Source organism: Phenylobacterium sp. (assembly GCF_035276905.1).
Taxonomy (GTDB): Bacteria; Pseudomonadota; Alphaproteobacteria; order Caulobacterales; family Caulobacteraceae; genus Phenylobacterium.
The window spans coordinates 1-16991 of record NZ_DATELG010000350.1; the positions used below are offsets into that span (position 1 = coordinate 1).

The window sequence follows — 16991 nt, forward strand, 5'->3', positions numbered from 1 at the left end:
ACCACGAAGACGCCGAACGCCAGCGCCAGCACGTTGTTGGTGTTGTCCGGGCCCGTGGTGACGTGGAGGAAGAAGACCAGGTGCACGCCCATCTGGGCGATGGCCAGCACCACCAGGGCGACCGGGATGGCCGGGCCGTAGACGATGTGGGAGCCCGCGACCAGGAAGGCCGCCACCGTCAGCACGACGGAGAAGCCGAGGCCCAGGTTGGAGTTGTGCACCCAATGGCCGGCGCTCTCCTCGGGCTCGTCGCCAGGCGCATGGTCCTCGTAGCGGTGCGGGTCGTGCTCGAGCTCGCTCATGCGACGGTCCCCATCAGGTAGACGATGGTGAAGATGCCGATCCAGACGATGTCCAGGGCATGCCAGAAGAGGTTGAAGCAGATCAGCCGGTGGACGATCTCGCGGCGGAATCCCTTCACCTGAACCTGGGCCATCATGGTGGCCAGCCACAGGCCGCCCACGGTGACGTGCAGGCCATGCAGGCCGACCAGGCCGAAGAAGGCGCTGAGGAACCCGCTGCGCTGGGGCGTGACGCCTCTCTGCGCCAGGCTGACGAACTCCTGCAGCTCCATCAGCACGAAGGACAGGCCAAGCAGCGCCGTGGCGGCCAGGAAGATCTGGGTCCAGAGCCGGTTCTTGGCGTTGGTGGCGGCGAACGACAGCCCGCAGGTGTAGCTCGACAGGAGGAGCGCCGCGGTTTCCAGCGCCACGCGCGGCAACTCCACGACATCCCTCGGACCAGGCCCGCCGACGGTCGCGTCCCGCTGCACGGCGAAGGCCGCGAAAAAGCAGGAGAACATGACGATGTCGCTGAGCAGGAAGATCCAGAAGCCGTAGCCGACGATGATCCGCTTGCTCGCCGGTCCGGTTCCGCCATGGCCGGCGCCTGCGACCGGCGCCCCTTCGGGGTGGCCGCGATGGCCCAGGCGGTGGGGATCCTCCTGGATGCGCCGGTACGCCTCGACGGTGGCGGGGAAGCCCAGGTCGCTCATGGCCGTGCTCCCTGTTCGGCGAACCGCGCCAGGATCGCCTCGCGGGCCGCGCGGCGGGCGCGGTCGACGCGGGCCACCTCCTCGACGGGCACGTGGAACTCGTGGACGTCACGCCAGGCGAAGACGACGAAGCCGGCGAACGCCGCCGCCAGTCCCAGCGCCGCCAGCCACCAGATCTGCCAGATCAGCGAGAAGCCGGTCACGGTGGCGAAGACGGCCGTGTAGAAGCCGACCGGACTGTTCAGCGGCATCTCGATCGGCTCGTACCGCGGTTCCGGCGACAGCTGCTGGGTCTCGATGGCCCGGAGCTTGATGCCCCAGTAGGCCTCCTCGCCCTCGACGTTGGGCATGACCGCGTAGTTGAAGAACGGCGCCGGCGACGGCGTCGCCCACTCCAGGGAGCGGCCGTCCCAAGGATCGCCCGTGGCGTCGCGCAGCTCCTCGCGCCTGAGGATGCTCACCACCAGCATGATCACCTGGCAGACGACGCCCACCGCCAGCACGGCGACGCCGAACAGGGACAGGTACAGCATCGGCCCCCACTCGGGCACGTTCACGTGCTGCAGCCGCCGTGTCATGCCCTGCATGCCCAGGATGTAGAGCGGCGTGAAGGTGATCCAGAAGCCGAAGAAGGCGAACCAGAACGCCGCCTTGCCCCAGCCCTCGTGCAGGCGAAAGCCGAAGGCCTTCGGGAACCAGTAGTCGAGCCCGGCGAACAGCGCGAACACCACCCCGCCGACGATGACGTTGTGGAAGTGCGCCACCAGGAACATCGAGTTGTGGAGCATGAAGTCGGCCGGCGGGACGGCGAGCAGGACGCCGGTCAGGCCGCCGATGACGAAGGTGAAGATGAACCCGAGCGACCAGAGCATCGGCACCGTGAAGCGCACGCGGCCGCCGTACATGGTGAAGATCCAGTTGTAGATCTTCACCCCGGTGCCGACCGCGATGATGCTGGTGGAGATGCCGAAGGCGGTGTTGACCGCCGGGCCCGAGCCCATGGTGAAGAAGTGGTGCAGCCAGGTCATCATCGCCACGATGCAGATGAACAGCGTGGCGGCGACCATGGAGCGGTAGCCGAACAGTGGCTTGCCGGAGAAGGTCGAGAAGATCTCCGAGAAGATGCCGAAAGCCGGCAGGACGAGGATGTAGACCTCCGGATGCCCCCAGGCCCAGATGAGGTTCATGAACATCATCGGGTTGCCGCCGGCCGTGCTGGTGAAGTAGTGCCAGCCGAAGAACCGGTCCAGGCTCAGCATCGCCAGCGTCGCGGTCAGGATCGGGAAGACCGCGACGATCAGCAGGCTGGAGGCCAGCGCGGTCCAGCAGAACATCGGCATGCGCAGATAGGTCATGCCGGGGCAGCGCATCTTCAGCACGGTGGTGACGAAGTTTATCCCCGTCATCAATGTCCCGATGCCCGATATCTGCACCGCCCACAGGTAGTAGTCGACGCCCACCCCCGGGGAGTAGGCGGTCTCGCTGAGCGGCGGATAGGGCAGCCAGCCGGTGCGGGCGAATTCGCCGATGAAGAGGGAGACGTCGACCAGCAGGGCGCCGGTGGCCGTCAGCCAGAAGCTGACGGAATTCAGCGTCGGGAAGGCGACGTCGCGCACGCCGAGCTGCAGCGGCGTCACGAAGTTCATGAAGCCGATGACCAGCGGCATGGCCGCGAAGAAGATCATGATCGTCCCGTGGGCCGAGAAGATCTGATTGTAGTGCTCCGGCGGCAGGTAACCGGGGGCGTTGATGGCGACCGCCTGCTGCGTGCGCATCATGATCGCGTCGGCGAAGCCGCGGATCAGCATCACCACGCCCAGCAGGCAGTACATGATGCCGATGCGCTTGTGGTCGACCGAGGTGATCCACTCGCGCCACAGGTATGGCCACCAGCCCTTTGCGGTGACCAGGCCCAGGACGCCCAGGATCCCCAGGATCAGTACGATCGAGGTGATCAGCGGGATCGGCTGGTCGATCGGGACCGCCGACCAGCTCAGCTTGCCGAGCATATTCAGCCCCCTCCCCCTTGCGTCACTTCGCGCCCGCTCTTGGCCGACTGCGGGCCCGGCCCCGGCGCGACCCTTTGGGTGGCGATGGCGTGAAAAAGATGCGGGTCCACGCCGCCGTAGCTGTACGCCGCCACCCGCTGGCTCTGCCGCGAGAGGTCGGCGTAGGCCGCGGGGTCGAGCTTTCGCCCGCCGCTGCGGACGCCTTGCGCCCAGGCGGCGAATTCGGCCGGCGCCACGCTCCGGACCTGGAACTGCATGTCCGAGAACCCGTCGCCGCTGAAGTGGGACGACTGGCCGAGCAGCACCGCGGGCCGGTCCGCCTTCAGGTTCACCTGCGAGACCATGCCCGGCATGGCGTAGATCATCGAACCCATGCGGGGCACGAAGAAGACGTTGAACACGCTGGCCGAGGTGATCGAGAACCGCACCGGCACGCCCGCGGGGACCACCAGCTGGTTGACCGTCGCGATCCCCTGCTGTGGATAGATGAAGAGCCACTTCCAATCGAGCGAGACGACCTGCACCTCGAGCGGTGGGACCTTCGACGGCAGCGGCCGGAACGGATCGAGCTTGTAGGAGCCGATCCAGATCACCCCGCCGATGAACATGATGGTCAGGATCGGGATCGACCAGACCACGGCCTCGATGCGGCCCGAGTAGGACCAGTACGGCAAGTACTCGGCCTTGCTGTTCGAGGCGCGGTAGCGCCAGGCCATGTAGAACGCGAGGAGGATCGTCGGAATGACGATCGCCAGCATGATGATCAGGGCGTCCAGCAGGATCACGGCGTTGTCGTGGCCGACCGGCCCCACGGGATCCAGCACCCCGCCCGAACAGCCGGCGAGACCCAACGCCAAGGCGGCCGAGACGCCAGGCACGCGTTTCATGTCGGGCATCCTCCGCCGTCGAATCGCGCGCACGCGCCCGCGACCCCGGCCGTTCGGCGACGCAACAAGCAAGGCGGCGGTTGAGTTCCGGCCGCCCGGCTCGCGTCTCAGCCTTCCGAAGTCGCGATCGCCCGCCGACATTCGCCCCGCCTCAGGATTCGCCGGCGACCTTCGCCTTGCGCGCTTCCTCAGGATTTGATCGGCGTCAATCGAGCCTACTGATCCAGCGGGCCTCGTGCCTGGACGAGCCGGTCGCCGCGCCACAGCTCGAGGGCGCGGCCGTCGGCCAGCTCCGCGGTCCGCCGCATGGCCGATGCATCATCTTCTGCATCGAAGTCGACAATGTCGCGGATGTGCCGTGGCGTCGGATTGATGAAGTAGAGCCGGTAACGCGGCATCTTCGGCTTGGACATCCCTCTGTTCCGTGGCCGGTTCTTCTTCGGCGCTTTTTAGCGACGTCGGGCGTTGAACTGAACCTCAAGTCAATCGGATCACGATGTAGTGAAACTGGCGTAACGCAACTTCGCGAAGCCGGATCGCTGGGGAGCGCGCGTGCGGCTGCACTTTAGGGCCCCGCCGCTGGTAAACATCGCGATACGATGTATAAGGCGGCGCATTGCACAATCGTGAAGGCCGATCCCGCATGACCGTGAGCGCTGCCCATGCGCCCTCATCCGCCCGCCCCCTCGGGGACTTCAGGGCCGACCGCCGGCTCCTGATGCTGGCGGCCATGGCCGTGGTGGTCGGAACCGGCGGCGCCGGAGCGGCCTGGATGCTGATCAAGCTGATCAACCTGGTCACCAACCTCGTCTGGTTCGGGCGGCTGGACGCCGGCGCCGCCTCGCTCGCGCACGCCGCCCGCACGCCCTGGATGGTGGCCGCGCCGGTGCTCGGCGGGCTGGCGATCGGCCTGATGGCGCGCTTCGGCTCGGAGAAGATCCGCGGCCACGGCATTCCCGAGGCGATCGAGGCGATCCTCATCGGCGGCAGCCGCATGTCGCCGAAGGTGGCGGTGCTCAAGCCGGTCTCCTCGGCCATCTCGATCGGAACCGGCGGTCCGTTCGGCGCGGAGGGCCCGATCATCATGACCGGCGGCGCGATCGGCTCGCTGTTCGCCCAGTGCTTCCACTTAAGCGCCGCGGAGCGGAAGACCCTGCTGGTGGCCGGCGCGGCGGCGGGCATGACGGCGATCTTCGGCTCCCCCGTCGCCGCCGTGCTGCTGGCCGTCGAGCTCCTGCTGTTCGAATGGCGGCCGCGCAGCTTCATCCCGGTGACCGCGGCCGCGGTGGTCTCGACCTGCTGGCGGCCGGCGCTGTTCGGCCAGGAGCCGCTGTTTCCGTTCGCCGCCGATCTTTCCCTGCCCTGGTGGGGCCTGCTGGTCTGCGCGGGCGTGGGCGTGGTCGCGGGCCTGCAGTCGGCGATCCTGACGAAGCTGCTCTACAGGCTGGAGGACGCATTCGAGCAGCTGCCGGTGCACTGGATGTGGTGGCCGGCGCTCGGCGGTCTGGTCGTCGGCCTGGGCGGCCTGGTCGAGCCGCGCGCGCTGGGCGTCGGCTACGACGTGATCGGCGACCTGCTCGGCGGCCATCTGTTGGCGACCGCGGTCGCAGCCATCCTGCTGGTCAAGGCGGTGATCTGGTTGGGCGCGCTGTCGTCAGGCACGTCGGGCGGGGTGCTGGCGCCGCTCCTGATCCTCGGCGGCGCCATGGGCTGGCTGGTCGGCCTGGTCCTCCCCGGCCCGCATGGCGTCTGGGCGCTGCTCGGAATGGCCGCCATGCTCGGCGGGACCATGCGCGCGCCGCTCACCGGGGCGGTGTTCGCGGTGGAGCTGACCGGCGACCTGCACCTGCTGACGCCGCTCCTGGCGGCGACGGCGGCGGCCTACGCGGTCACGGTGCTGCTGCTCAAACGCTCGATCCTCACGGAGAAGATCGCGCGCCGTGGCCAGCACATCACCCGCGAGTACGGCATCGATCCCTACGAGCTGACCCGCGTGCAGGACGTGATGGTCAGGCAAGTCGACACCCTTCCCGCCGACGGGTCGATCGCCGAAGCGGTCGCCGTGCTGGAGGCTGGACGCCACCGGATCTATCCGGTGATCGACCGGCAGGGCCGGCCTGTCGGCCTCGTCTCGCGGGCCGACGCGCTGCAGTGGCGGATCGAGGGCGGTCACAAGGGCGAACAGATCGCGGACCTGATCTCGGATGCGGGCCTGGGCGTCGTCCATCCGCAAGACGTCGTCACCCGCGCGGTCGACCTGATGTTGCAGAACGACCAGGGCCGACTGCCGGTGACCGATCCGGCGACCGGCCGGCTGGTCGGCCTCGTCACGCGCAAGGACCTGCTCGCGGTGCGGGCCAGCGTCACCCAGTCCGAGGGCGAGCGCCGCGCCTACTTCACCCCGCCGCGACGGATGGCGCGAGCGTGAGCGGCGCTCAGGTCGTCTGCCGGGCGAGCGAGGCTTCGTAGAGGCTCTTACCGTCCGCCCCGCGGAAGCCCATCCGCATGATCCCGCCCTCCAGGGTGAAGACGGCGAAGCCCGGCTTGGAGGCGGCGAACTGGGAGCCCTGGATTGCGGCCACAGGGCCAGCCGAGGCCCCTGCCCCGCTGCAGATGTGGTGTGTCGGGCCGACCTCGACGTGCTGCAGGACGTGGTCGTGGCCGCAGATGTAGACCTGCACGCGGTGGCGTTCGAGAATCGGCTCGAGCGCCTTGGCGAGCGCCGGCGAGCCGCCGTGCCGGCCGCCGGAGCGGATCGGGTGGTGGCCGACCACCACCTTCCACGGCGCGGTCGACTGCGCCAGCTGGGCGTTGAGCCAGGCGAGTTGCTGATTCGGACCGGGCATCGAGATGCGGCCCCACGACAGTCGCATCACCGCCTCGCCGAAGTCCTCGGTCATCGGGGTGGTGTCGAGCACGAACACGTCGAGGTTCGGCGCCAGCGCCGGATCCTGCACCTTGTAGTAGCGGCTGGGCATGTTCCAGCGGCGGCTGACGGCGCTGTAGGCGATCTGGGCCTTGGGCTTGCCCCGGTAATCGTGGTTGCCCAGCGCCGCGAACCACGGCGTCTGCAGCGAGGCGGCGGTGTAGACGTCCTCGAACGACTGCTTCCAGTTCGCATCGGTCACCGACTGCACGCCCCCCGGATAGAAGTTGTCCCCGACCGAGAGCACGAAGCGGCTCTGGACCTCTGCCGCGGTCGCCGCCATGGCGCAGGCCACCTGCCTCTGCTCGCGCGCGCCCTGGCGGCCCCAGTCGCCGATCGCCAGGAACGACAGCGGCCGGCGCTCCTGCGCCAGCGCCGGGAGTCCCGCAGCGAGCCAGCACGCCGCACCGCTCTGCAAGGCCGTCCGGCGGTTGAACGTGTTCATCCGACCTCTTCAACGTCTGGCGGCGGGCGACAATCGCCGCCGACGTCCGCTTGCGCCCCTGCTCAACTGACGTCGCCGCGAATGGATCGCCTCAATCGGGCGAGGACCTGAGGATTGCGGTCGTCGGCGCCGGGCGGCTAAGCCAGAGCCATGCCCAGGCGCTCGGACATCTGGCGAATCGGCCTCGTCGAGGCCCCGATCGAAACCGTCGGCGCGAATGGGATCGCGCCGGACGCGCAAGTGCGCTGGCTGCCGGAGGAGCCCGCCTTCACCTTCCTCGCCGATCCCTTCGGCCTCTGGCGCGACGGCCGGCTGCACCTGTTCGCCGAGGCCTACGACTACCGGACGCGCCACGGCGTCATCGACCTGATCGAACTTTCGCCGGATCTTGCGCCGGCAAGTCGCCGCACCATCCTGCGCGAGCCCTGGCACCTCTCCTATCCGCAGGTGTTCGAGGCCGACGGCGAGGTCTGGATGGCGCCGGAGGCGCATCGCTCGGGCGCGCTTACCCTTTATCGCGCCGCACCGTTCCCGGACGTCTGGGAGCCTGCCGTGCGGCTGGAGCTCGACACGCCGGCGATCGACGCGACGGTCTTCCGCCATGCCGGCCTCTGGTGGATCGCCTACTCTCCGGCCGGCCCGCAGAGCTTCAAGCAGGGCCGGCTGCATCTGGCCTGGGCCGAGCGGCTCGTTGGGCCCTGGCGGATCCATCCCGGCAATCCGGTGCGGATCGACCTCGCCAGCAGCCGGCCGGGCGGGACGCCGTTCCTCGCCGGCGGCCAGCTGGTCCTGCCGACGCAGGACTGCACCCGGACCTATGGCGGCGCCGTGCGGCTGCTGCATGTCGAGCAGTTGACGCCGGACAGGTTCGAAGCCGAGGCGAAAGGGCGGATCGAGCCGCCGCCGCAGGCCGGCGCCTACCGCGACGGCTTGCACACGCTCTCGGCCTGCGGCCCGCTGACCCTGATCGACGTCAAGCGCATCGAGCGGTCTGCGGCCGGGCTGCTGATCGACCTGCAGCGTCGGCTGCGGCCCCGTTGAACTTCAGAGACGCTCAAGTATCGCGGCGCCTGCCTCCTCGAAGGCGGCCGCGCCGAAACGATCGAGCACGCGGCCCCGAGCCGCGCGGCCCATGCCCTCCAGCCGGCCTGGGTTGCTGAGCAGCTTCACCAGGGCGGCGGCGAGCGCCTCGGGATCGCCAGGCGGCGTCACCAGGCCCGTCTCGCCATCGACCACGCTGTGCGGCAGCTCCCCTACCGCCGAGACCAGGGTGGGCAGTCCCGCCTGCATGGCCTCGTGTGCGGCGATGCAAAGACCCTCGGAGCGCGACGGCTGGAGGTAGAGGTGCAGGCCGGCCAGGAACTCGCGCGGCTCGGGCGTGAAGCCGACGAGGGCGACCTTGGTCAGGCCCGCGGCGTCGATCATGGCCTGGAGGCGCTGGCGTTCGTCGCCTTCGCCGGCGATCGCGACCTCGAACGGCGGCAGCGGGCCGAACCCATCGGCGCGCAGCCGCGCCAGGGCGGTGATCAGCACGTCGTAGCCCTTGACGGGATGCAGCCGTCCCAGGCTTCCCAGCCGCACCGGCTCGCCGGGGCGCCAGGGCTTCGCGAGCGGCGCGTTCGGATCGGCCGCGAACAGCGGCCATAGCGACAGCCTGTCCGAGCCGACTCCCAGCCGCTTGGCGGTCAGCGCCATCACGCTGTAGGAGTCCGCCACCCAGAGCGCCGAGCTCGCCTGGCGCGCCTGCAGCAGGACACGGTTGGCAGGCTTGAGGTAGGCGGCATGCTGCCAGCTGACCACGGGCACCCCCATCCGTTGGCCGACGATCTGCCCGAGCAGGGTCGCGCGCGTCAGCGAGGTCCAGATGAAGTCGGGCCGCCACCGGCGCATCTCCCGGCTGAGCCAGCGGAAGGCGGCCAGATGGTCCTTCTCCGCGCCCGGGCGGACGTGCACCTCCAATCCGCTCTCTTCCATCGCCGGAACGGCGCGGCCGTCGCGGCGGGTCAGGGCGAACACCTCCACCTCTGCGCCATGCGCGCGCAGGACGCCGGTGATCGCGGGCACCGGCAGGGCGGCGCCCCCGCCCTCGACGGAATTGATGACGTAGGCGATGCGCATCACGTCTCGACGCGCTGCAGCGCCGGCTGCGCTTCGGTCTGCCAGGCGACGCAGGCGGCGAGCAGCGCCACCGTCACCCCCGCCTGCAGCAGGGCGTGGGCGCCGGCGCCGGTCAGCCCCAGCCAGGAGAGCATGGCGGGCAGCAGCAACAGCAGGCCGGCGCCGCCGACCAGGTTCGAGGCGACCGACAGGCCGGGACGCCCCAGCGCCGTCAGCGCGGCGCTCGACGGCGGGGCGGCCAGCATCAGGGTTCGGGCGAGCGCCAGCCAGACCATCAGCTCCGCCGCGCGCTCGAAGCCGGGGCCGGCGGCGATCTCGGCGATCCGGTGGCCGAACAGCGCCACGAGCAGGCAGATCGGCGCCGCCGCCGCCAGCGCCACCAGGATTGCGCGCTGCAGGGTCGAGCGGAGCTTCCGGCGCTCGCCGTGCACGGCGATGCGGGCGAGCTCGACATAGGCCGCCTGGCCGAAGATCAGCGCCGGCTGGGAGAGCACCGAGGTGATCCGCTGGGCCAGCGCATAGAGGCCCGCGGCTCCGGGGCCCAGCATCCAGCCCAGCGCCAGCGGTGGAATCCGCGCCACCAGCTCGGTCACCGTGACGTCGGCGTTGGCCCCGATCATGAACCGCCAGAGCCCCGGGTTCTCGCGCGTCACGCCCGCGAGACCGCCCAGCAGGTCGGCGCGCGAAAGCCTGCCCCGGGCGGCGAACGCGCCCAGCGCCCACATCGCCGCCCATTCGGCGAGGGCGGCCACGAGCCAGGCGATCAGGAAGCCCTTCAGGCCGGCGTGAACGGCGAGGACCACGGCCGCGCCGGCCAGCCGCACCAGCGGCGCCACGATATTGTGCCAGCCGAGCAGGTCGAAGCGGCCGATCAGCTGCAGGTAGCCGGCCGGCGTCGAGCGGATCGAGGCCAGCACCGCCAGGCTGTAGGGCAAGGCGAAGGCGACCGCCGTCGGCGACCAGCCGAGCCGCGGGCCAAGGAACGGCGCCAGCGCCGCGGCGACAAGCACGGCCAGGGCGCCGCCGGTCATCTCGACGCAGGCCGCAAAGGCGATCAGCCGGCCGAGCCGGCGCTGGTCGTTCTCCGCCACGGCCTGGGCCCCGTAGCGGACGATTGCGTGCCAGCCGGGAAATTCGATGACGCCGCCGACGGTCATGGCGTAGGTGTGGACGAGGATCAGGACGCCGTAGTCGGCCGGTCCCAGAGCCCGCGTGGCGAGCGCCATGTAGCCCAGGCTCAGCACGCCCGCCGCGGCCTTGCCGGTCAGCAGACGCGCCAGGTTGCCGAAGATGCGGCGGACCATTCCCGTCTCAGGCGTGCGCAGTGAGCGCGGGCTCCGGCGCGCGGACGCGCGGGACGTCGGGCAGTCCGGCGAAACGAGCCACGGCGCGCGCCGCCCGCACCGACGATGGCTCGTCGGTCAGGTCGAAGCTGTAATCGAAGAGCTCCCGCTGGATTGGGGCGTAGCGCGATCCGTGCTCGCTCCGCGCGGCGTCGAGCGCCGGGCCGAGCCCTGCGGCCCCCTCGATCACCGGTCCCGTTCGCCAGTGGGCGAAGTTGGGATCGCCCTGCCAGGCCAGCTTGTGCGGATTGAGGAAGACGCAGGGGCGCGGCCGCAGCAGGAACTCGTAGACCTGACTGCTGGCGTCGCCGAGGTAGATGTCCGCGCGCTGGGTGTAGGCCATGGTCGTCGACGCCCGGCTCCCCAGGTCGATGTGAATGTTCGGCGCCCGCAGGTAGCGCTCGGCGATCCGGCCCGGCCTGTCCACCCGCAGCTTGTCGATGGTGAGCACGAAGGGCCGCTCGAAGAGCATCACATGGGGCGCGAAGATCAGATGGTGATCCTCATGCTCGACGAACCAGTCGAGCACCTGCCGGCCGATCGAATACCACGAGGAGAGATGCGGCGACACATGCGGATTGTAGAGGACGATCGGCCGCCCGTCATCGATCAGGGGATGCAGCCGCGGCGTGGCCGACAGGTCGAACTTCGGGTAGCCCACGATCGAGATCGACTGGGGGGCGACATGGGCCTCGGCGATCAGCCGGTCGCGAATCTTCCGCCCGGACACCAGCACGTGGTCGAAGGCCGCGCTCGCCGGGTCGAAGCCGATGGCGCGGTCCCCTGCCCCATGGCGTGTGTGGATGATCTTCAGGTTCTTCAGGCCGTAGCGGCTCTTCAGGATCAGCGACGTCTTCTCGGCGACGACCAGGATGTCCAGGCCACGGAAGAAGTCGAGATTGTCCCGATAGACCAGGAGCTTGGTGGCCGGAACCGCGGCTTCGAGCAACGCCTTGGCCGCGCGGGTGGTCCGGCGGGCGAGCCCAAGCTCGACGAGCGAGACCGACCCGCCGATCTGGTCGCGGCCCAGCCGCCTGACCTCGGCGCTCAGCCGCGGATTGGTGGTGGCGACGACGATCTCGGCGCCGGTCCGGGCGCGGGCGAGCGCCAGCGCGATCGGCAGGCTGTGCGCGACCTGGTGCACTTGGTCGTGGTTGAAGAGGAATCCGATCCGCATGTCGGTTCGACGCCGCGCGGGCGCAAACACCTCATTCGCCGAGCTTGGGGCGGTGGTCAGGATAGGCTTTCAGGAATACCTCCAGGTCCTCGTCGAGGGTCTCCCAATTGATGCTCTTCGCGACGGCCTTGTAGATCCAGTGAACCAGCGGATTTCTATGCCGCACGTAGTTGGTCATCGGCTCCAGCGCGTGGCCGGTCTCGATCTTGGCCGAATATCCTGTCTGCCCGCTCTGGACGGTGGTGACGCCCTTCCCCACCGCGAGATCGACGACCGCGTCCCATAGGCGGAAATAGAGGAACCAGTCTTTCGGCGTATCGTAGTCTATGCCGATGAATTTATTGATGATGCGGTCTTTGACGGTGAAGCAGAGCATGAAGGCGACCATCCCGGCCCCCGCGCGCTGCCGGATCACGATGAATGAAGACTCCGGAATTTTTGCGATCAGCTCGAAAAACGTCCTGTTCAGGCGCTCGAATTTCGTCTTGCCCTTGTGGTAGGTCTTCATGAACAGGTCGACTATCTCGTCGATTTCCGCCGCGGTCGGCGCCTCGACGATCGTCACATCGAGCGGGGCTTCGGAACTCGATTTCAGCTTCTTTTTCAGCTTGTTCCTTCGGGACGACTTGAGCGTGTCGAAGTAGGACGCCTTGGCGGGCTCCGGGAATTTCACGATCGTCCCCGGGAAACTCACCATGGGGAAGAGGCTGTGGTCCGTGACCAGGGGCGCGAGATCGCTCCGCGCGCCCTGGGGAACGTCCTTCCACACGCGCATGGGCGCCTTGAGCCGATCGGCGAGCGTCTGGACCGCCCGATTGATCTCGCGATAGGCCTGTCGCCGGTCGATATCCGGCGCCAGGCCCACCGCGCCCTCATCGCTGCAGGGCGAGCCGACGAACAGGGTGCGCTGGTGCAGAACCCGCGGGAACATCCGCCCCAGCAGGTTGAGGACCGGGAGAAGCTCCTCCGGCGCCACGAGCCGGATCGGCACGTCCATGACAAAGGCCGGCGCGACGCCGACGGGGCGATGGCCGGCGATGATCAGGCCGTAGAAGAACTCGAACTGGTCCTCGAGCCCGCAGTCTTCGAGCGCCTCGTACCACCAGCGGCCCTCCACGCCGGGCGGGAGGCAGCGCCAGAGGTCGTCCGGGACCTCCCTGGCCGAACGGATCCAGGTGACCGCGTATGGTCCGGCGCCGGACGTCATCTCAATGGATGCTTTCTTCGAGGGCGCGGCAGACCTGTTCGAAATCGTCCTCGTCCAGCCACTCGCTGTTCGTGACGGTGAGCATCCGGGCGGCGAAGTCGCGGGCGTTGGGGATCCCGGATCCGTCGAGGTGGGGCTCAAGATAGGCGTAGTCGGCCAGGGCATGGATGAAGAGGCGCCCGACTCCCAGGCCCGCGGGCCACAGCCTGCGCAGCGCTTCGTCCCGCGCCTGCTGCGTCGGCAGCAGCACCTGGAGGAACGGCCAGACCCCCGCGTCGCCTTCTGTGTCGCCCAGCACGCTGACGCCGTCGATGGCCTCGAGCCTGGATCGTCTCGGCGCCGCGCGGGCCGACCCGGCCGCCAGGAACCCGGGCAGCCGCTTCAGGGCGTTGGCGCCGATCCGCTTCCGCCAGGCGCCGACCCGATGCAGCGGGATCTCGGCGCAGCAGTCGTCGCCCGCCGCCTCGATCAGCTTGCCGGCCCTCAGTTTGCGGCGAAGCGGCAGGCCGTAGGCCAGCCAGAGGCCGCGCGGCCGGTAGAGCAGGCCGTAGCCCGCCAGCTCGACCATCCGCCGCAGCTCCCAGTCCAGCCGATAGGGCGCCATCTCCGCGGCCGTCTTGCGCAGCTCCGGCCGCAGCGCCGCGTCCTGGGCGACCAGCACGCCGCCGCTGTAGACCGTGAGCCCCTTGCCGACGCCCAGGCTGTAGACGCCGATGTCGCCCAGACCGCCCACGGGACGGCCGCGCCAGCGCGCGCCCAGCGACTGCGCGGCGTCCTCGATGACGGCGGCGCCGGCGTCTCGCGCGATGGCGCTCGCCATCGTGAAGTCGGCGACCCGACCGCCGAGATGGGTGACCAGGACCGCAAGGGTGTCCTCGCCGCAGGCCGCGGCCAGCGCCCGAGGGCACAGGTCGAAGTGGCCCGGCCGCGTGTCGCAAAGCACGGGCCTCAGGCCGCAGCGGATCACCGCCAGCGCGACCAGCGGGCAGGTGTAGGCCGGTACGACCACCGATCTGCGGCCGCTCAGGCGCTTGAGGGTCGCGAGCGCGACCACCAGCGCCGCCGTGCCGGAGCATTCGACCTGCGCCCACGTCTGCTCGACGAACGCCGCAACGCCCCGCTCGAGGGACGCGCCGGCGGCGACGAAGTCGCGGGGGACGAGGGCGAGGCCGGCGGTCGGCGGGACCTCGCGGCGGCCTTTAGGCATGGGCTGTCCCGGCCTTGCTCAGGCTCAGGAAGCCCACGCCCAGCATGATGGAAAGCGCGCCCGCGATCTGACCCGTCGACAGGCGGTCGCCCAGCCAGAGCACGGAAATCAGCAGCACGAAGATTACGGAGATGTGCGATCCGGCGAAGGCCGGCCCCACCGGGGCGTGCTTCAGCAAGGTCATCCAGGCGACGAACGAGCCCAGGTATCCGAGCGCCGCGCCATAGATCCACGGGCTATGGGCGATGAGCAACACCCACTGAAGGTTCGGCGCGAAGGCGCCGGCGTGCACCGACGCCAGCTTGAAGAAGATCTGCGTCGAGGTGTCGAACAGCGCAAGGACGCCGAACCCCATCAGGTAGAAGCGGAGCATGGTCATGCGTAGACGCCCACCAGCGCCACGCCGAAGGTGATGAGGATCAAGCCCACGCTGCGCATCGGATCCAGCTTCTCATTGAACAGGAGCCTGCCGGCGACGACGATCGCGACCATGTTGATGGCGCCGAGCAACACGCCCAGCGACAGCGGCAGAATGGAAAGCAGGACGAGCCAGAGAACGAACTCCAGGATAAAGCACGCTATCCCGAGCCAGAGCTTGAAGTTGGAGAGCATCGCCCGCCAGCGCTCGGCTTCCGAAGCATGCTGCGTGACCGCGGCGGCCTTGAACGCCATGTGGCCGACCGTGTCGACCAGGACGTTCAGCAACCAGACCAGTATCGATAGCGGAGACACGTCCTCGCCGGCCTCAGGCGGCGAACGCCAGGGAGGCGTTCAGGCCGCCGAAGGCGAAGGCGTTCACCAGGGCGCGCCGCGCGGTGATCGGGCGCAGCTGGCCCACGACGAGATCGATGTCGCATTCGGGGTCCGGCGCGTTGAAGTTCAGCACCGGAGGCGCTGCGCCCTCGCGCAGGGCGTGGAGGGCGATCACCGCCTGCAGCGCGGCCGAGCCGCCGATCAGATGGCCGTGGGCGCTCTTCGTGGCGATCACCGGATGGCTGCGCGCCCGCTCGCCGAACACGGCGTGGATCGAGGCGGCCTCGTTGCGGTCGTTGAGCGGGGTTCCGGTGCCGTGGGCGGAGATCAGGACCTGCTCGTCGTCGAGCAGGCCCGCGGCCCGCGCCGCCCGGGCCATGGCCGCGCTGGTTCCGGCGAGCGACGGCTGGGTGATGTGCCCGGCGTCGGAGGACATGCCGCCGCCCAGGAACTCGCCCAGGATCTCGGCGCCGCGCGCCTCGGCGTGGGCGTAGTCCTCGAGGACCAGCACCGCCCCGCCCTCGGCCATGGCCATGCCGTCGCGGTCCTTGGAGAACGGCCGGCAGGTCTGCGCCGCCAGCGCCTGGACCGCCTGCCAGCCGCTCATGCAGCCCGGAGTGGCGATGGCCTCCGAGCCGCCGACCACGGCGACGTCGGCGAGACCGGTGTGGATCAGGCCCGCGCCCTGGATGATGGCGTGGGCGGACGAGGCGCAGGCGCTGGAGGTGGCGAACACCGGCCCGTGGATCCCGAATTGCATGGCCACGGCGCTGACGGCGCCGGAGACCATGATCTTCGGCACCGTCGCCGGATGCATCCGCTGCGACCGCAGTCCGAAGTAGCGCTCGTAGCTCTTCTCCAGCGTTTCCTGCCCGCCCTGGCCGTGACCGAGCACGACGCCGGTGCGTTCCGCGAGCGCCTCATGGTCGACCAGGCCCGCGCTTTCCAGCGCCTCGTAGGCGGCGCAGACCGCCAGCTGGGCGAAGCGATCGACCGAGCCCAGGATCTTGCGCCCGAGGCGAGCTTCGGCGGCGGCGGAAAAGCCCTCGGGCGCGAGCGCGGCGGGGATGATCACCGGCTCGGGCGCGTACGGGCCGCCGTCGAAGCGGTGTAGGGTGATGCCGCAACGCCCCTCGCGGACGGCCTGCCAGTTGGCGGCGGCCGTGGCGCCCAGCGCGGAGACGGCGCCCAGCCCGGTGACGGCGATGCGGCGCGACATCAGGCGGCTTCCGCGTTGATGCGGCCCATGAGGTAGTCGACCATCTCGCCCAGGGTGGTCATGGCGGGCATGTCGCCTTCCTCAATGACCACGCCGAACTTCTCCTCCAGCTCGAACAGCAGGGTGATGACGTCGAGCGAGGAGATGCCGAGGTCCCCAAGCGTGGCTTCGCGCTTGAGGGTCGCGCGGTCGATGATCGCCTCTTCGGCGATCATGTCGAGCAGCTGGGCTTCGGTGACTTTCATGGATGACGTCCTGTGGATCTGGCCGACCAGCGGTAGGTCAGGCCGAGCGTGGCGGTGAAAATGTTGCGGGTGGAGAAGAGCGGGCTGGTGCGCAGCTCGCTGACGATGTGGTCGGCGCCGAGCTCCAGGACCACGCGCGAGCGGGAGGTGATGTCGCGCGCCGCGTCGAGTTCCGCGCCGACGGTGAGGAAGTCCTCGTCCTGAAAGCGCGGGAAGCCGAAGCGCCTCGCCGCATGCGGCTGCAGGCCGAAGTATTCCTGGGTGAAGTTGGAATCCGCCCAGGAGAGCCGCGCTTCGCCCCCCAGCAGCAGCTTCGGAGCCACCCTCCCGCCGGTGTCGAAGGTGATGTCGCCCGACCAGCCGTCGTAGCCGTTCACCGCATGGCGCAGCCGCGCCTCGGCGATGCCGATCGGCGTGCGCCATTCGCTGAAGCCGCCGACCTCCACCGTGTCGCTCATCCG

General features: G+C 69.5%; 18 protein-coding genes. 2 read left to right on the top strand and 16 right to left on the bottom strand.

Features of this window, described 5'->3' with window-relative positions; translation table 11 throughout:
* The 5 genes from VJS38_RS16525 to VJS38_RS16545 form a co-directional block, all read right to left on the bottom strand.
* On the bottom strand, positions 1–302 hold a 302-nt coding region (locus tag VJS38_RS16525), incomplete at its 3' end, for a cytochrome C oxidase subunit IV family protein (protein ID WP_324089247.1).
* Entirely contained in the window at positions 299–994 is a 696-nt protein-coding gene (locus VJS38_RS16530) for a cytochrome (ubi)quinol oxidase subunit III (protein WP_324089248.1), read from the bottom strand. The genes VJS38_RS16530 and VJS38_RS16525, both read right to left, overlap by 4 nt.
* Complete coding sequence (locus tag VJS38_RS16535; RefSeq protein WP_414692458.1) at positions 991–3003, bottom strand: cbb3-type cytochrome c oxidase subunit I; 2013 nt, start codon at positions 3001–3003, stop codon at positions 991–993. The genes VJS38_RS16530 and VJS38_RS16535 overlap by 4 nt, the downstream gene beginning before the upstream one ends.
* Positions 3004–3005: 2 nt before the next feature.
* The gene (gene cyoA / locus VJS38_RS16540) at positions 3006–3890 is read right to left on the bottom strand and encodes a ubiquinol oxidase subunit II (protein WP_324089249.1); all 885 of its coding nucleotides are present in this window, start codon (positions 3888–3890) and stop codon (positions 3006–3008) included.
* Positions 3891–4105: 215 nt separating this feature from the next.
* Complete coding sequence (locus VJS38_RS16545) at positions 4106–4303, bottom strand: hypothetical protein (protein WP_324089250.1); 198 nt, start codon at positions 4301–4303, stop codon at positions 4106–4108.
* Between the two features lie 230 nt (positions 4304–4533).
* On the opposite strand from VJS38_RS16545, the gene VJS38_RS16550 reads away from it, so the two are divergent.
* Positions 4534–6318, top strand: a complete 1785-nt coding sequence (locus VJS38_RS16550; protein WP_324089251.1) for a chloride channel protein — start codon at positions 4534–4536, stop codon at positions 6316–6318.
* Between the two features lie 7 nt (positions 6319–6325).
* Here the strand turns inward: VJS38_RS16550 and VJS38_RS16555 are convergent, their stop codons facing one another.
* On the bottom strand, positions 6326–7261 hold the full coding sequence (locus VJS38_RS16555) for a tartrate-resistant acid phosphatase type 5 family protein (RefSeq protein WP_324089252.1): 936 nt from the start codon (positions 7259–7261) through the stop codon (positions 6326–6328).
* A gap of 150 nt (positions 7262–7411) precedes the next feature.
* Here VJS38_RS16555 and VJS38_RS16560 point away from each other — a divergent pair, with 150 nt between their 5' ends.
* Positions 7412–8302 carry a glucosamine inositolphosphorylceramide transferase family protein gene (locus tag VJS38_RS16560; RefSeq protein WP_324089253.1) on the top strand — a complete coding sequence of 297 codons (891 nt, stop codon included), beginning with the start codon at positions 7412–7414 and terminating at the stop codon, positions 8300–8302.
* Between the two features lie 3 nt (positions 8303–8305).
* Here the strand turns inward: VJS38_RS16560 and VJS38_RS16565 are convergent, their stop codons facing one another.
* The 10 genes from VJS38_RS16565 to VJS38_RS16610 all read right to left on the bottom strand — a co-directional run.
* Positions 8306–9379, bottom strand: coding sequence for a glycosyltransferase family 4 protein (locus tag VJS38_RS16565; protein ID WP_324089254.1), 1074 nt, complete (start codon positions 9377–9379; stop codon positions 8306–8308).
* Positions 9379–10683 (bottom strand): lipopolysaccharide biosynthesis protein, encoded by a 1305-nt coding sequence (locus VJS38_RS16570; RefSeq protein ID WP_324089255.1) that lies wholly within the window; start codon positions 10681–10683, stop codon positions 9379–9381. The genes VJS38_RS16565 and VJS38_RS16570 overlap by 1 nt, the downstream gene beginning before the upstream one ends.
* A gap of 7 nt (positions 10684–10690) precedes the next feature.
* A complete protein-coding gene (locus VJS38_RS16575; RefSeq protein WP_324089256.1) occupies positions 10691–11899 on the bottom strand; it encodes a hypothetical protein in 1209 nt (402 codons plus the stop codon).
* 31 nt (positions 11900–11930) lie between these two features.
* Positions 11931–13106 carry a GNAT family N-acetyltransferase gene (locus VJS38_RS16580; protein WP_324089257.1) on the bottom strand — a complete coding sequence of 392 codons (1176 nt, stop codon included), beginning with the start codon at positions 13104–13106 and terminating at the stop codon, positions 11931–11933.
* 1 nt (position 13107) lies between these two features.
* Entirely contained in the window at positions 13108–14313 is a 1206-nt protein-coding gene (locus tag VJS38_RS16585; RefSeq protein ID WP_324089258.1) for a DegT/DnrJ/EryC1/StrS family aminotransferase, read from the bottom strand.
* Complete coding sequence (locus VJS38_RS16590) at positions 14306–14692, bottom strand: EamA family transporter (protein WP_324089259.1); 387 nt, start codon at positions 14690–14692, stop codon at positions 14306–14308. The genes VJS38_RS16585 and VJS38_RS16590 overlap by 8 nt, the downstream gene beginning before the upstream one ends.
* A complete protein-coding gene (locus tag VJS38_RS16595) occupies positions 14689–15045 on the bottom strand; it encodes an EamA family transporter (protein WP_324089260.1) in 357 nt (118 codons plus the stop codon). The genes VJS38_RS16590 and VJS38_RS16595 overlap by 4 nt, the downstream gene beginning before the upstream one ends.
* Positions 15046–15058: 13 nt before the next feature.
* The gene (locus VJS38_RS16600) at positions 15059–16285 is read right to left on the bottom strand and encodes a beta-ketoacyl-[acyl-carrier-protein] synthase family protein (RefSeq protein ID WP_324089261.1); all 1227 of its coding nucleotides are present in this window, start codon (positions 16283–16285) and stop codon (positions 15059–15061) included.
* The gene (locus VJS38_RS16605) at positions 16285–16530 is read right to left on the bottom strand and encodes an acyl carrier protein (protein WP_324089262.1); all 246 of its coding nucleotides are present in this window, start codon (positions 16528–16530) and stop codon (positions 16285–16287) included. The genes VJS38_RS16600 and VJS38_RS16605 overlap by 1 nt, the downstream gene beginning before the upstream one ends.
* On the bottom strand, positions 16527–16991 hold a 465-nt coding region (locus tag VJS38_RS16610), incomplete at its 5' end, for a MipA/OmpV family protein (protein ID WP_324089263.1). The genes VJS38_RS16610 and VJS38_RS16605, both read right to left, overlap by 4 nt.